Genomic DNA, 12,923 nt, shown 5'->3' with positions numbered 1-12,923 from the left:
CGTACGGGTTGTCGACCTTGCCGATCAGGTCGTAGTACGTGTCGGACGGCAGTTCTGCGCTAACCTCTGGACTCAGACACCACCCCCGGAGCACACCCGCCCGGGGCAGCGCATCGTCCCGGGACGGGGGAGCGTCACAATCATGGTGGCGGTATTCGAAACAGAATCAGAAGACGTAGAAACGGGATTTGATCCGCTGCCGCATCAGATCGAGGCGTCCGACGCGGCGGCGCGGAAACTTGAATTGCTGCCGGGTCAGACAATGCCCGCGCAGGGTCTGCGGACTCAGGTCATCGCGGCAACCGGTTCCGGGAAAACGTTTATGGCGGTGCTCACCGCGAAGAAGTTGCGGGCGGCCAGGGTTCTGGTCCTGGTCCCGACGCTGGACCTTCTGGCACAGATGGCGGCCGCGTGGCGGGCCGGCGGGCGCGGTGGTCTGTTCTACGGGATCTGCTCGCTGCGGGCGGATGAGGCGGGCCTGGCGTGCACGACGGACGTGGACGAGCTGGTGGACTGGACGCGCGACCTGGAGCAGGTGACGGTGTTCGCGACTTACGCCTCGGTGGGGCTGGGAACGCTCCAGCGGGCCCACCAGGCAGGCCTTTCGCCCTGGTCGCTGGTGGTGGTGGACGAGGCGCACCGTACGAGTGGTCGGGGTAGCAAGCCGTGGGCGGCGATTCACGACAACGTCAAGGTGCCGGCCGACCGCAGGCTCTACATGACGGCGACTCCGCGGGTGTGGGAGGCCCCGGAGGCTGAGGAGGGGGCGCGTTCGGCTCCGGTGCTGATCGCGAGCATGCAAGACGATCCGGACGGCTTGTTCGGCAGCGTGGCGTACAAGCTGACCCTCTCGCAGGCCCGCAATTTGGGCCTGGTCGCGGCCTACCAGGTGGTGTGCGTGGACGTGACCGACCCCGAGCTCCAGGCGGCCGCGCTGCTGGGGATCGAGGCCAGGTCGGACAGCGTGCGCGGCTCCCGGCTCGCGACCTTGCAGACCGCCGCGATGAAGGCCGCCGCCGACAAGGGCCTGCGCAGGATGCTGACGTTCCACTACCGGACCAGCGAGGCCGAAGCGATGTCGGCCGGGGCGCCGGCGGTGGCCCGGCGCCTGTGGGAGGACGACCCGCAGACGTACCCCGAGCCGGAGCGGGTGTGGGCGGACTGGCTGTGCGGGGAGCACAAGCCCGCCCACCGCAAGGCGACCCTGACCACCTTCGCCAACCCGGTCGGGACCCGCGCCGACGGCAACCGGGTGCCGATGCGGCTGCGGCTGCTCAGCTCCGTTCGGATTCTCGGCGAAGGCGTTGACACGCCGGGGTGTGACTCTGTGTTCTTCGGGGACGTGCGCGGCTCTGCCGTGGACATCCTCCAGATCGTCGGCCGCGCCCTGCGGATGAAACCGGGAGAGGGCAAGGTGGCCAGCTTGGTTGTGCCTGTTTTCCTCGGCAAGGACGAAGACCCGGACGCCATGCTCACCTCCAAGGGCTATGAGTCGTTGGCCCGGGTTTTGGCTGCGCTCCGTAGTCACGACACGGACACCATCGAGGCCCTGGCGGAGGAGCAGTCGAACAGCCGGTACCGGAAGCGGTCGGCGGCGGAGATCAAGGCAGCGGGCCGGGGCGAAGACGGCGGCACATCAGCTCCCGCGCAGAGTCTGCTTTCGTTCTCCACCCCTCGCGATCCGGCGATTCTGGTGCAGTTCATGAGGCTGCGGATTCGCAATCCCGAAAACACGTACTGGCGTCATGGAATCCAGGCGGCGACCCGGTACGTGAAAGAGAATGGGGATCTGAAAGTCCCGTACAGCTTCACCACACCGGAGGACTGGCAGCCCGCTGACTTTCCCCTGGGGACGTGGATCGCAGACCAGCGGCGGTTCTACAACGCGGGCCAGATGAAGCCCGCGCGTGCCAAGGAACTCGAAGATCTGCAGATGCTGTGGTCGCATTGGGACGTCGCTTTTCAGGAGGGACTGTCAGCGGCGCAGGGGTGGGCGGCCGCGCACGGGCACTTCCTCCCGCCCACCACGGCGGTCTTCAACGGTCACCCGGTGGGGGTGTGGGCCAAGAATCTGCGGACCGCGGGGCGGAAGCTGGCGCAGCTCGAGGCGCGGCGCGAACAGGGGCTGCCGCCCGGCTCCACCACGGGTGCACTGACCGAAGAGCGCAGGGACGCGCTGGAGGCCATCGACCCGTCGTGGTGCCCGGCCTGGCCCGTCGCCTGGCAGCGGGCCTACGTCCTGTGTCGTCGGCTGATCGAGGCCGGCGCCCCGCTGCCCGCTCCGGGCCAGGCCACGGTGCAGGGCGAGGACCTGGGTGCGTGGGTCCAGGCGCAGCGCCTGGACTGGGACCAGCTGCTGCCCGCACAGCAGTGGATGCTGGAGAACATGNCCACGGTGCAGGGCGAGGACCTGGGTGCGTGGGTCCAGGCGCAGCGCCTGGACTGGGACCAGCTGCTGCCCGCACAGCAGTGGATGCTGGAGAACATGCTGCACCTGTCCCCGGCAGAGGCGTCTGAGCGGCTGCCGGCGCCCCGTACGCAGGCGGACAAGTGGGCGGCGAACCTCGCAGCCGCCCGGCAGTTCCACGCCCGGGAGGGCCACCTCCAGCCCCCGCGCAAGCACGTCGAAATGGTGGACGGTATCGAACGGAAACTCGGCATGTTCGTGGCCAACGCCAGGCGCAGGGCCGACAAGCTCAGCGCTGAGCGCCGCCAGGAGCTGACCGAGCTGGGGATGCGCTGGGCAGGGGGCGCAGCGTGATAGGCACGCAGCACGACGCGTACGGAGAAGAGCCGCGCGGACATCGCGTGAGCGGTGAGGCCGCAGAAGCGGAGTTGCTCCGTTACCGGATCGTGGCGCAGCGGACCGGCCTGGCGCACCCGGGTGATGCTGCGGTGACGAACTACGCCTACGGGCGGTCGGTCGAGGAGGCCGTCGCCAAGGTGCGCAAGGAGCTGGAGAAGCCCGGCGGCGTCTACGGGGATCAGGGCCTGTACCGCGTGGTGGAGGTGGTTGAGGAGAACCTGTTCAGTGGGGTCTACCAGCTGGAGGACGCCCGGCGGCGGTACCTCACCGCCATCCTGGACAACGCGTTGACGACCGTGCGCGGCCGGGAGCCGGCCAACCCGGACGCGGATCAGCTCAGCCTGCTGGACGACTTCTTCACCCGCGCCGTTGTCTTCCCCTGACGAGGCTGTGAGGTGTACGTCACGCGCGGCGAGGTCACAAAGGGCGGAGGTGCGTGCACTACATAGTGTCGGCAGGTGAACGGGTCACCGCCGAGGAAGGCAGACGGTGATGGACCAGGTGCTCGGGGGAGGGCTGCTGATGGTGTGTGGCTGGTTGTGTCGGTTGCTGCACGTTTGGGTGGCCAGCCGTACCGAACTACGCAGAATCGAGATGCAGCAGCAATACCTCAGTGAGCGGGTGCGGCATCTGCCGCCCGGCAGTCGTCTGCTGGAACGGCCCGGCAACGTCGAGGTTGTGACGGGACCGCAGCCGACGGGGATACGCCGTGGCTGAGTCTTCCTCGCCCGTGGCGAGGAAGACGGCACAGGCGCCTCCACACACCGACGGGGCGTCGTCCGCGTTAACGACCAGCAGTCTTGAGGACCTCTACCGCGTCGAGATGCCGCAGCTGACACGGTTCCTGGTCCGTGTCGGCGCGACCCCCTACGAGGCTGCCGACGCCGCCCATGAGGCATTTACCATAGCCATCGAGAAATGGGACAACATCCGGGAACCGCGGGCGTGGCTGCGCAAGGTCGCTCACCGCTGCTATCTGCGTCAGACCGGCCAACGCGACAGGCCATACGACCCGTTCCCCGATCGCCCGGGCGGGACCTGTCCCATCGCCTACGTGACCCTCAAAGAGGGAAATCAGCGGGTCCTGAACGCACTGGCCCAGCTGCCGCCGCTGCAGCGGCACGTCATGGCATGGTCCCAGGACGGCTTCACCGACCGGGAAATCGCCCGAGCGCTTGATATGCGGGAAGACGCCGTGCGGAAGAACCGGAGCCGCGCCCGGCGTCGACTGCAGCAGACTCTCGTTGAGGAGACAGGGGGCCGCGATGAGTGAGCACACCGTATCCAAGGAGACACCAGTCCCCAATGATGACAGCGTCGCGGTAGAGGGCCGCCCCACGGCTGCCGATACACGTCTGGATCAGCTTCTCGCAGCTGCTGACGAAGAGCTGTCCCAGTGTCTCGACGACGCCCTCGATCTCAAGGCCGGTCTTCGGCACCTCGCTTCCCTTCCTGCCTACCCCGAACGGCCACGGCCGGCAGACAGCCAGGCCATGGGCGCCTTGCACTGTCCAGGCCGCCGCGTCACCGGGCGTCTTGGCGAAGGCGCCCACATCGATGAGAACCAGCAATTGCAGGAAGCCCTCGATCTCCTGCAACACACCAGCGACCAGTTCCACGGCCTGGTGAGCATGACGAACGACGGCCCGTCCTCCCTGGAAACCGCACGATCCAAGCTGACCTACGCTCAGCTGCTCATCCCGCGGCTCATCACCGAAGCACAGGGCAGGACGCTCACGAGGATGCAGAACACCAAGGCATTCAACGACATCCACGATTGCGTCAACGCGGCCTGGACCACCATCGCAGAGACACTGCAAAGCCCCGCCGCCGACCCCCAGGCCGTGCTCCTCGACGACGCCCTAGACACCCTCGACAGCGCCACGCAACGCCTCGCCCAGGCACACCGCATCCTCGATCACCTCCTCGACCAGATCGGAGAAGACGTCGATCAGCACCTCCCCGCCTGAGCCGCCCCCACCCGGATGACGCGCTCATCGCTGACGACCTCACCGGGCCCGGACTCCCTGGCGGAGTCCGGGCCCGGCCTTGTGAGTAGGCACCTCTGTGACACCTCCAGCCTTCGCGTAAGCACGTCGAAATGGTGGAAGGTGTCGAACACAGGCTCGGTTTGTTCCTGGACAACGCCCGGCGCAGGGCCGACAAACTGAGCGCTGAGCGCCGCCAGGAGCTGACCGAGTTGGAGATGCGCTGGGCAGATCGGCGAAGCGTGACGGGCACGCAGCACGACGCGTACGGGGAAGAGCTGGCCCGCAAGCGGACCTGCTCATCTCGCACCTGGAGGCCGGGGCTGTCGCCGAGGCGCACACCTGGATCTCGGAGAGCAGCGCACCGCACGGGTCGCAGCAGGCGTTCGAGGACGGCTGGTTCGCTGGCGTGCGGGCGGTGTCGAGCTATCTACTGCGCATCGCCGACGACGCTGCCGCGCAGCAGGGCCGGGCCGCGTCCAGCGCCGAACTGTGCGCCCACCTCCGGCAGCAGGCCGGGCGGGTGCCGCAGCCGGCTGCACCGCCCGCGGCCCCGGCCGAGTCGGCTTTGGACCCGGCAGAGGTTCTGGCGACGGCACTGCGGTGCACGTGGGCCCTGACCACCCCGGACCAGTTCTTCACCACCGAGGCGTCCAGCGAGATCCTGGCGGTCGCGTTGTCCGCGGTGCGCGAGGAAGAACACGACGGGTACGTGCAGCGCCTGGAGGCGTTCGCCGACCGGCACCGCGAGCGCCTGGAGTAGCTGGTGCGCACGCATGGGCCCGGCAGCGCCCCCGCCGCTCACGGCCGCTACGCCCTTGTCGGCCAGCCCGAGACCCTAGTGGTGTGCGAGCGGATGGAGACCGCGCGGCTGCTGCTGTACGGGCTATGGGAAGGGCAACTCGAGGACACCCTGCTGGACGACCTCGCCTACTCGTGGGGAGCCCGCCGCCCCGCCCGCTGACCACCAACACAGGCAGCAGCACCCGGCCGGGCCGGGACTCCAACAGGGAGCCCCGGCCCGGCCCTTGTGCGCGGCTGCGCGCGCCTCGCTGACACGAGGTGGCACAACCGCCCGGCTGCTGACATCAGGGCGGCACAGTCGCCCTGGGGAGGTCTGCTGTCGTCGGTGAGAAATTCGCTGTCCCAAGGGCGAGATTCAGTCCCGGGTGTCGTCCAGCGCCTGGACCAGGCCGCGCAGCGGCATGTGGCCGCCGGCGGGCGGAACTCGGCGCGCTGGGGTTGCGCTGGTAGACCGCCACGCGGCCGTACAGCGGCTCGCGAGGCCGGACGGGTTCCGCGCGGCGCGCCGTATGGCGGGCCTGGAGTCGGCGAGCTCCATCGGGGCGAGCAGCAGCAAAGACCAGCACCTGTCCCCGAACCGACACACCGCACCGCTCCCCTTCGTCAGCGGTTGCCCAGCCGCCAGGTAAACGCGGCGAGCAAGGTTGTACCGGCCGCCGTTGCCGCTCCACGCACCAGTGCGAACAGCGCAGCGCGTACGAGCCTTTGAAGGGTCTTGCTGGTCATCCTGTTTCGCTTCAAGGTCAACGTGTCCTCTTTCGTGTGCCGCCCCCCGGGGGCCGGGGTTCGTCGATGCTGGAGACCTTCGCCGATGACCAAGTCGTCTCGGACGAGGTGCTGTTGAACTCCGATGACATCGGACAGCTCCCACCGCAGTCGTACGTGGTGGCATGATTCTCGGACGGGTTCGGATGGTTTTGGACGATGGGGTGTACGGGTGGGGCGTGCCGGGCAACTCCGCAAGCCTGAGCTGGTGGGAGCGCACCGGGAACTCAATGCCGCGCTGCATCGACTGCATTTGCTGGCCGGCCGACCGAGCCTTGCCGAGATCGCCCAGGCGCTCAAGGGCTCCGGCGTCTCCCGGAGCACCATCCACGACGCGTTCTGCGGCCGGCGGCTTCCGAAGTGGAAGGTGATCGACGCCTTGGTGGAGATCCTTTCCTCCCAGGCGCCGGGCGGTCGCCCCGAAGAGGACCAGAAGGTGCTGTACGAGGTGTGGCTGCGTGCCGTCCAGGAGAGCGACGGGCAGCAGAACCGAGGGCTCCAGACGGCCGGAGAACGGGAAGCGGAGATCCACCGGCTCCTGCAACGCGCGCTCCTGCCGCAGAAAATCCCTCAGATCGACGGGCTCGAGATCGCCTGCCGCTACCTGCCGGCGAGTGACCCCCGCCGGGCCGGCGGGGACTGGTTCGACGTGATCCCCCTGAAGGGCACAAAGGTCGCCCTCGCGGCAGGGGACGTGATGGGCGGCTCCATGCTCTCGATCGCTCTCATGGCCCAGTTGCGCAGCCAGCTCAATGCCTTGATTCAGCTCAGCCTGTCTCCCCACGAGGCGCTGAACCGACTCAGCGAGCAAGCAGAGCGCCTGATGGGAGATCAGCTCGCGACCTGCGTCTGCGCCGTCTACGATACCGACACCCGTATCCTCGCCATCTCCAGTGCCGGCCACATCCCGCCCTTCCTGCTGAACAAGGACGGCACCGGCTTCATCCTGGGCATGCCGACAGGGCTCCCAATCGGCAAGGCAGCAGACGCCTGCGAGACAATCACAGTCCAGATGAGCCCGGGCCAGACGCTCTTCTTCCTCACAGACGGAGTGATCGTGTCACCGACTAGAGGCCTCGATCCCGGACTCGCCCGTCTGACTACGAAGCTGTCAGAAGCACAGACCGCCGCCGCTCCCGCCTCGCCGCCGCTCGAAGACCTGATCGACGTGCCGCTGAAAGCCCTCGGGAGAGTCCGACACGACGACGCCGTGCTGCTCGCCGCGCGTTTCTCCTGACAGTCGGTATGCGGCGCCGATCGTCAAGGCCGTGCCCTCATCAACGGGCGTGAATACCCGGTCCGCCTCGACTGCCGTCGTCTTGCAGTCGCCGCTTCGGTGTCGTCCATGGCCCCGGACCGTACGCACCATCGCCAGGCGCCACAGCGGGAACCGGCGGAGCCAGCCGCCCGAGGGTGTCTGCGAGGTAAGAGGGGTCGGCCCCGGGCGGCCGCCTGTTGCCCGGCGGCCACCCGGCCGGTCCCGGCGCCGGCCCGTTCAGCCGGTCACTGCGGGGCGGGGAGCCGGTCCAGGCTCCAATACCCTGCGTGGTGCCGGCGACCCGCCACACCGGCCGGGCCGGGCCGTGCGCGGCCAGCCGGGCCGCGGTGGCGGTGGCGACGACCAGGCGGCGGTGCCGGACCGGCTGCAGGCCGGCCGCGCGGACAGTGAAACGGGATGCGCCGGGCAGGCCCGTCCCTCCCGGGAGCTACTTACGGGTGTGGCCGGCGAGCAGTCTCGGACGTCCCCCGGCCGTGCACCTCCGGAGAGGGGTGCGGCCCGCCCGTCAGCAGCATCACGCTGTTCGCGGAGGAAGGCTGGGTTCCTGGGGCGTTGGCAGCCCTGGTTCACCCGGCGGTGTCAATCCAGTTGCTTGGTACCAGCCCGGTTCCGATGCCGCGCCAGCGCCTCACGACGGCACTGCGGAAGGGGTCTCCGTCCAGGTCTGCGTGCTCGATCACGATGACCTGGAAGCCAGGGGAAAGCCGCTTGACTGTGTCGGCGATGACCTGATAGGCCCGGAGGAGCATGTTCCGGTCGTTGCCGACGAGTTCGGGCGCGGTCCCGTCGTAGTCGGAGGGGAAGTACACCTGGGATGGCTGGTCCAGGATCAAGAAGCGCGGCAGGGGACGGTTCTGCTCCGTGCACCATTCGTGCAGGCTGAGCAGGGTTGCGATGTGATAGCCGAGCCAGTTCTCACCGCTGCCCATCTCGCTAAGGGGGACAGGGCCGCGCGGGGTGTCGGCGATGACGGTCAGCTTTGCGAGGTCGAGGCGGATCGGGTGTTCGGAATGCTCTAGGCGCAGGGCGCGGGCTTTGGCGGTGATCTTCTGGTTGATCCGGGACAGAAAGCTTGCGAGTCGGTCAGCCTGGGTGTCGTCGCCGAGAGCGTCCTCGAGTTCCCCGATGAGCCGTGTGAGAGCTTCTGTCCGGTCACGCACGGCGGGTGAGGTCTGTGCGAGGGCGGCGGTTTCGAGGTAAAAGCTGATGCGTCCCTGGACGCTCGCGGCGCGCAGGGCCTGATTCGCCAGCGCGTTGGCCTGTCTCATGCCGGCGGCCAGTTCCTGTTGTGCCTGCCGGTTGCGGACCAGCGCGGCGTTGATGTCGCGCTGCTGTTCCTGAGCTTCCTCGATCAGGGTGCGCGTGCGTGCGGTGTCGTCGGAGACGAATGCGACATCGTCATTGAGGCGGGCGAGGTCGTCGCGGATTTGGGTGGCGATCTCATGGGCTGGTGTGACCGGGGAGGCACACAGCGGGCAGGCCGCCTGTTCCGGGTCATCAGGGCGGATGGCGAAAAGACCGAGAGAGGCTAGGCGGTCGTGCTGGTCGCGGGCGGTACCGAGGTAGTCGCCGCTGTCGGACAGCAGTGCCTTCAGATCACCGATCTGGGCGCGGATACGGTTGTACTGGGTCCGCAAGCCCTCCCGTTCGCGCTCCAGAAGCGCCAGCGAGTCCTCCCCGGGCAGGTCGGTGAAGGCCTGGTGGGGGGAGTCCAGTGCTTCGGTGAGGAGAGCGAGGGCGGTGGGAAGATCCGGTTCCTCGGGCTGGGGAGGGAGGAGCTGCGCTTGTATAGCCTCGGCAACCAGCGCGCGGGCCATGCCTGGGGCGGGGGTGCGCCGGCTGGCTTCGGCGAGTTCTTGTGCGTGGGCTTTGAGGTCCTGGCGGGCAGCTTTCAGGCGCGCGGTGAGTTCTGCCTGGGCGGGGTCGACCGCGCCGAGGAAGTACGGAAGCGTGTCGCGGATCGCAGAAGACCGCCACTCCTGGCCCTGAGAGTGGAAGAGCTGCTCGGGATTGGCGATCTCGTTCTGCCCCTGAAAGCAGAAGAAGAGAGCGTGTCGGATCGATGGGTTGAGCACGGTGCCGCGGGTGGGAATGCGCACGCTGCGGTCGATGCCGCAGAACTCGGTGATCATGTTGCGGGCGACATCGAGCGGGATGGTGAAGTCGAGCTCATCGATGGCCGGTGGCGGGGAACCGGCTGGCTGGAAGATCAGGCACAGGCGCGGCGCCGCAGTTGTGGTGTTGGAGGCCGGACGGGCTGTGAACAGCTGCCGGTCTCCTACGACCAGCTGGACTGCGTAGGCCTGGACGTAGTCGCGGACGACGCCGGCCTTGACCGGATAATTGCTGCTGCCCAGGCAGTAGTCAGTGATGGTGGCTATGGATGTCTTACCCGTGCGGGAGTCGCCGGTGACGATGCTCAGCTTCCCGGGAGTCAAGGGGAGGACTTCCACCTGGTCGGGCTGCTTGCCGTACAGGACGATGCTGCTGATCTGACAGGTCACGGACGCACTCCGAGCAGGGTCAGTGTGGTGGAGGTGCTGCCAGCGGTCGGCAGCCACCGGCCGAACATGCCGGCAGCTTTCTGGATCGCGAGCGCGATGGGCGCCTCACCGCGGGGCTGAGCGGGGATGGCGCGAGGGGTTGCCAGGCTCACGGTCGCGTCCGGGTGGGCTGTAAGGACACCGGTCTGGGTAGCGAAGAGCAGTCCGGCACGAACCACTGGGGCCAGTGCGGTGGTGTTCGCGGCCATCATGATCCGGATCTCTTCATTGTCCTCAACCCATTTGGCGACGCTGGCGCTTGTGGTCTTGGGCAGCACAGCACGGATTCCGGGTTGTAGTGCCATGACGGCGGCGGTCACGGCGATCGCCAGGGGGCAGCGTTCGTTGTGGACTCGGTGCTCGCGCACCGTCCGTGCGCAGACGAGTCCCATGAACGCCGGGTTGAACAGGGCCCGCTCACCGCGCCCCAACCGGGGATAGGTCATGAGCGGGACCCCGCGGGCTCGAGCAGCGTCATCAGGCGGGCTGCGTATTGCGGGTGCCAGCCGACATCGAGGCCCTCAGCGAGCATGTGGAACGACCCCGTGGTGACGAAGGGTTCCTCGCAGCCGGGGCGGATCGAGTAGCGGGCCTCTTGCTCCACCCATCGGTAGAGCGCCTTCGCGGCGACGGCCATCGCCTCCTCGGCCGCCTGTTCACCGAGGTCGTCCCGCATCGCCTCGAAACGGACCTCCCACTCCTCGGTCAGACGACGCTCGTAGATGTCGATCTCACCGGGGCGCAGCAAGTTTTCGTTGGACCATCGGTCCCGCTGGGTGGAGGCGCGGAGCCAGTCGCGAACCGCGATGCGGACGCGAGCGGACCCAATCCCTGCCAGGCCCAGTTGTCGGACGAACGTCTTGTCCGAGTGGATACGGGACTCGTCCGGCAGCTTGATCACGTCGTCGTCGATCGGCAGGCTGTCGGGGCGGAACTGATCGCGGCGTGAGCTGAACGCCTCGTCGAATTCGATGCCGGTGACGGGGCCTGCTGAAGTTCCCATCTGGGCAATGGCGCGCTGGAAAAACCAGCCCTCAAGACGCTCTAGAAAAGAGGTGGCGTACTGACGGCCGACGGCGATCGCCGCGCGGCCCTGCAGCCTGGTACCGGTGGCGTGGATGTCCTCGGCGCTGTGCAGAATCTGGACGCGTTCAAGGAGCCGCAACTGTTCGGGTTCCCCCAGTGTGTCCCATGCCTGGTAGAGCTCGGACGGCTTGGCCGTGGTGTCCGGGTTCGCCTCTATCTTCTTCTGCTGCCTGGCACGGGCTGCTTTGCGAGCCTCCTTCAGCAGACGGTGCGCTTCGGCAGGGTCACGGCGATCGTCGGGGGCTGAGCTGAGGTGCACTGCGGCGCTCGACGGGGCTGCCTCAGCAGTGGTGAGAAGGAACAGATCGGCGGTATCCAGATCGATTGCCCCGGCCGTGGCTGCGACAGCCCAGACTCGCAGGCTCTTCCACAGATCGCTGGTGCCGTCGGTGATCCGCGTGCCTTCGGCACGGTGTTTGAGCTGCCACAGACCCGTCTTTCCGTCCTGGACACACTCGATGTCGTCACCCGCCTCGAGGGCGACCGTCCAGCTCGCCCCGCCCTCCAGCAAGTCCGTGCAGCGCAGCAGAGCGATACGGAGCTGGTAGAGGTAGCCCATCGCGGATGCTGTCGCAGCAAATGGGCTGATGTCTTCCGTCATCCGATCCCCCTCATCGGTCCCCGCACTCCCCGTGCGCGATCCTAGCCATGCTCCATGGACCAGCGCCGAGTGGTCTCTGTGATCGGAGACGGCTGATCATTGACGCCGCGTCAGCCAGCCGAGCCGACGTCCCAGCCCGCCGACGGACGCCTGAGAGCCGGCAAGTCGGCCGCCATCACCGAGGTGACCATCCTGCAGCGGCCGGTCCCCGTCGCGCTGGCCGGGGCCGCCTGCCTGTTCCCGCCGCTGTCCTGCTCCGAACACCACGAGCTGGGCGGGCAGCATCCCGGGCCAACTGGCCGCCACTTCTGCGCGCTGGCGTGCGATCGCCGACCCGTGCACGGGCACATCTGTACCGGATGGCGATGGTTGCTGTCAGTGCTATGCCGATTCCGGTCAGTTGGATGCCGAAGGGCTGGGATACCTGGGACCAGGACGGCAGGCCGTGCTGTCCAGTCTTCGGCCGGAGAGGAGCCGCACATGCCGGGAAGCCGTAGCAAGCAGCAGCAAGGCGACCCCCTGGCCGTGTTCCCGTCGGCGTCGGGGCGGGCAGCGGCGATGCCCCGGCTGCTGGACCTCGACGGGCGTGGAGAGCTGACGGCCGCGCATGTGCGCCTGGTGGCACAGGCGTTGGGGAGGTCAGAGCGGACGGTGTGGCGGTGGCTGGCCGCTGCCCGGGAGGACCATCGCCTTGCCCGGGTGGAGTCGTCCCATTTCACGGTCACCGCAGAAGTCCGGCGGCTGCTGGCGCTGTGGGGCGGGAACGCCTCCCGGGTCCACGCCGAGCTGGTGCAGCGGGCGGCCGAGGATCCGGATGCGCCGGCGGTGCCGTCGCTGTCGACGTTGCACCGGGCGATTCGCCGGGACCTGACCCGCGGTGAGCGGGCTGGGCTGAAGAGTGGGGAAGCTGCCCGGCACGCGCATGACGTGTTCGGGCAGCGGCCGGCAACGCACCGCAACGCGGTGTGGGAGGGCGACCACAAGCACGTGCCTGTCGAGGTCGATGTGGAAGGTGAGCTGGCCACGCCGTGGGTGACCTGGTTCATCGCCT

Annotated in this window: 11 protein-coding genes and 1 pseudogene; 9 read left to right on the top strand and 3 right to left on the bottom strand. The window is 68.1% G+C overall.

Going from position 1 to position 12,923, the window contains the following annotated elements; all coding sequences use genetic code 11:
- Positions 1-142 precede the first annotated feature (142 nt).
- The 8 genes from V7E46_RS29560 to V7E46_RS29525 all read left to right on the top strand — a co-directional run bounded on the left by V7E46_RS29560 (position 143) and on the right by V7E46_RS29525 (position 7,600).
- Entirely contained in the window at positions 143-2,761 is a 2,619-nt protein-coding gene (locus V7E46_RS29560; RefSeq protein ID WP_333771292.1) for a DEAD/DEAH box helicase, read from the top strand.
- Between the two features lie 47 nt (positions 2,762-2,808).
- A complete protein-coding gene (locus tag V7E46_RS29555; protein ID WP_333771291.1) occupies positions 2,809-3,189 on the top strand; it encodes a hypothetical protein in 381 nt (126 codons plus the stop codon).
- A gap of 109 nt (positions 3,190-3,298) precedes the next feature.
- On the top strand, positions 3,299-3,523 hold the full coding sequence (locus tag V7E46_RS29550) for a hypothetical protein (protein ID WP_333771290.1): 225 nt from the start codon (positions 3,299-3,301) through the stop codon (positions 3,521-3,523).
- Complete coding sequence (locus V7E46_RS29545) at positions 3,516-4,079, top strand: RNA polymerase sigma factor (RefSeq protein WP_333771289.1); 564 nt, start codon at positions 3,516-3,518, stop codon at positions 4,077-4,079. Before V7E46_RS29550 ends, V7E46_RS29545 begins: the two co-directional genes overlap by 8 nt.
- Positions 4,072-4,776 carry a hypothetical protein gene (locus V7E46_RS29540; RefSeq protein WP_333771288.1) on the top strand — a complete coding sequence of 235 codons (705 nt, stop codon included), beginning with the start codon at positions 4,072-4,074 and terminating at the stop codon, positions 4,774-4,776. Before V7E46_RS29545 ends, V7E46_RS29540 begins: the two co-directional genes overlap by 8 nt.
- Positions 4,777-5,212: 436 nt before the next feature.
- Positions 5,213-5,557, top strand: a complete 345-nt coding sequence (locus V7E46_RS29535; protein WP_333771287.1) for a hypothetical protein — start codon at positions 5,213-5,215, stop codon at positions 5,555-5,557.
- A gap of 3 nt (positions 5,558-5,560) precedes the next feature.
- Positions 5,561-5,758 (top strand): hypothetical protein, encoded by a 198-nt coding sequence (locus V7E46_RS29530; RefSeq protein WP_333771286.1) that lies wholly within the window; start codon positions 5,561-5,563, stop codon positions 5,756-5,758.
- 813 nt (positions 5,759-6,571) lie between these two features.
- Positions 6,572-7,600, top strand: coding sequence for a PP2C family protein-serine/threonine phosphatase (locus V7E46_RS29525; protein ID WP_333771285.1), 1,029 nt, complete (start codon positions 6,572-6,574; stop codon positions 7,598-7,600).
- Positions 7,601-8,208: 608 nt separating this feature from the next.
- Here the strand turns inward: V7E46_RS29525 and V7E46_RS29520 are convergent.
- The 3 genes from V7E46_RS29520 to V7E46_RS29510 are packed head-to-tail and all read right to left on the bottom strand — an operon-like array spanning position 8,209 to position 11,872.
- A complete protein-coding gene (locus tag V7E46_RS29520; RefSeq protein ID WP_333771284.1) occupies positions 8,209-10,146 on the bottom strand; it encodes a DUF3732 domain-containing protein in 1,938 nt (645 codons plus the stop codon).
- Positions 10,143-10,631, bottom strand: coding sequence for a three component ABC system middle component (locus V7E46_RS29515; RefSeq protein WP_333771283.1), 489 nt, complete (start codon positions 10,629-10,631; stop codon positions 10,143-10,145). The genes V7E46_RS29520 and V7E46_RS29515 overlap by 4 nt, the downstream gene beginning before the upstream one ends.
- Positions 10,628-11,872, bottom strand: coding sequence for an ABC-three component system protein (locus V7E46_RS29510; RefSeq protein WP_333771282.1), 1,245 nt, complete (start codon positions 11,870-11,872; stop codon positions 10,628-10,630). Before V7E46_RS29510 ends, V7E46_RS29515 begins: the two co-directional genes overlap by 4 nt.
- A gap of 480 nt (positions 11,873-12,352) precedes the next feature.
- Between V7E46_RS29510 and V7E46_RS29505 the strand changes: the two are divergent.
- A pseudogene (locus V7E46_RS29505) lies at positions 12,353-12,923 on the top strand (ISNCY family transposase); the annotation flags it as partial.

It is taken from the genome of Streptomyces sp. IBSBF 2435, assembly GCF_036815005.1.
GTDB lineage: Bacteria > Actinomycetota > Actinomycetes > Streptomycetales > Streptomycetaceae > Actinacidiphila.
This window is presented reverse-complemented; position numbering and strand designations above follow the sequence as displayed.

What these genes read in the sequence shown, in the direction of transcription:
- V7E46_RS29550 (WP_333771290.1), top strand. Translation starts at nt 3,299, where the DNA reads ATGGACCAGGTGCTCGGGGGAGGGCTGCTGATGGTGTGTGGCTGGTTG.
- V7E46_RS29540 (WP_333771288.1), top strand. Translation starts at nt 4,072, where the DNA reads ATGAGTGAGCACACCGTATCCAAGGAGACACCAGTCCCCAATGATGAC.
- V7E46_RS29515 (WP_333771283.1), bottom strand. Translation starts at nt 10,631, where the DNA reads ATGACCTATCCCCGGTTGGGGCGCGGTGAGCGGGCCCTGTTCAACCCG.
- V7E46_RS29510 (WP_333771282.1), bottom strand. Translation starts at nt 11,872, where the DNA reads ATGACGGAAGACATCAGCCCATTTGCTGCGACAGCATCCGCGATGGGC.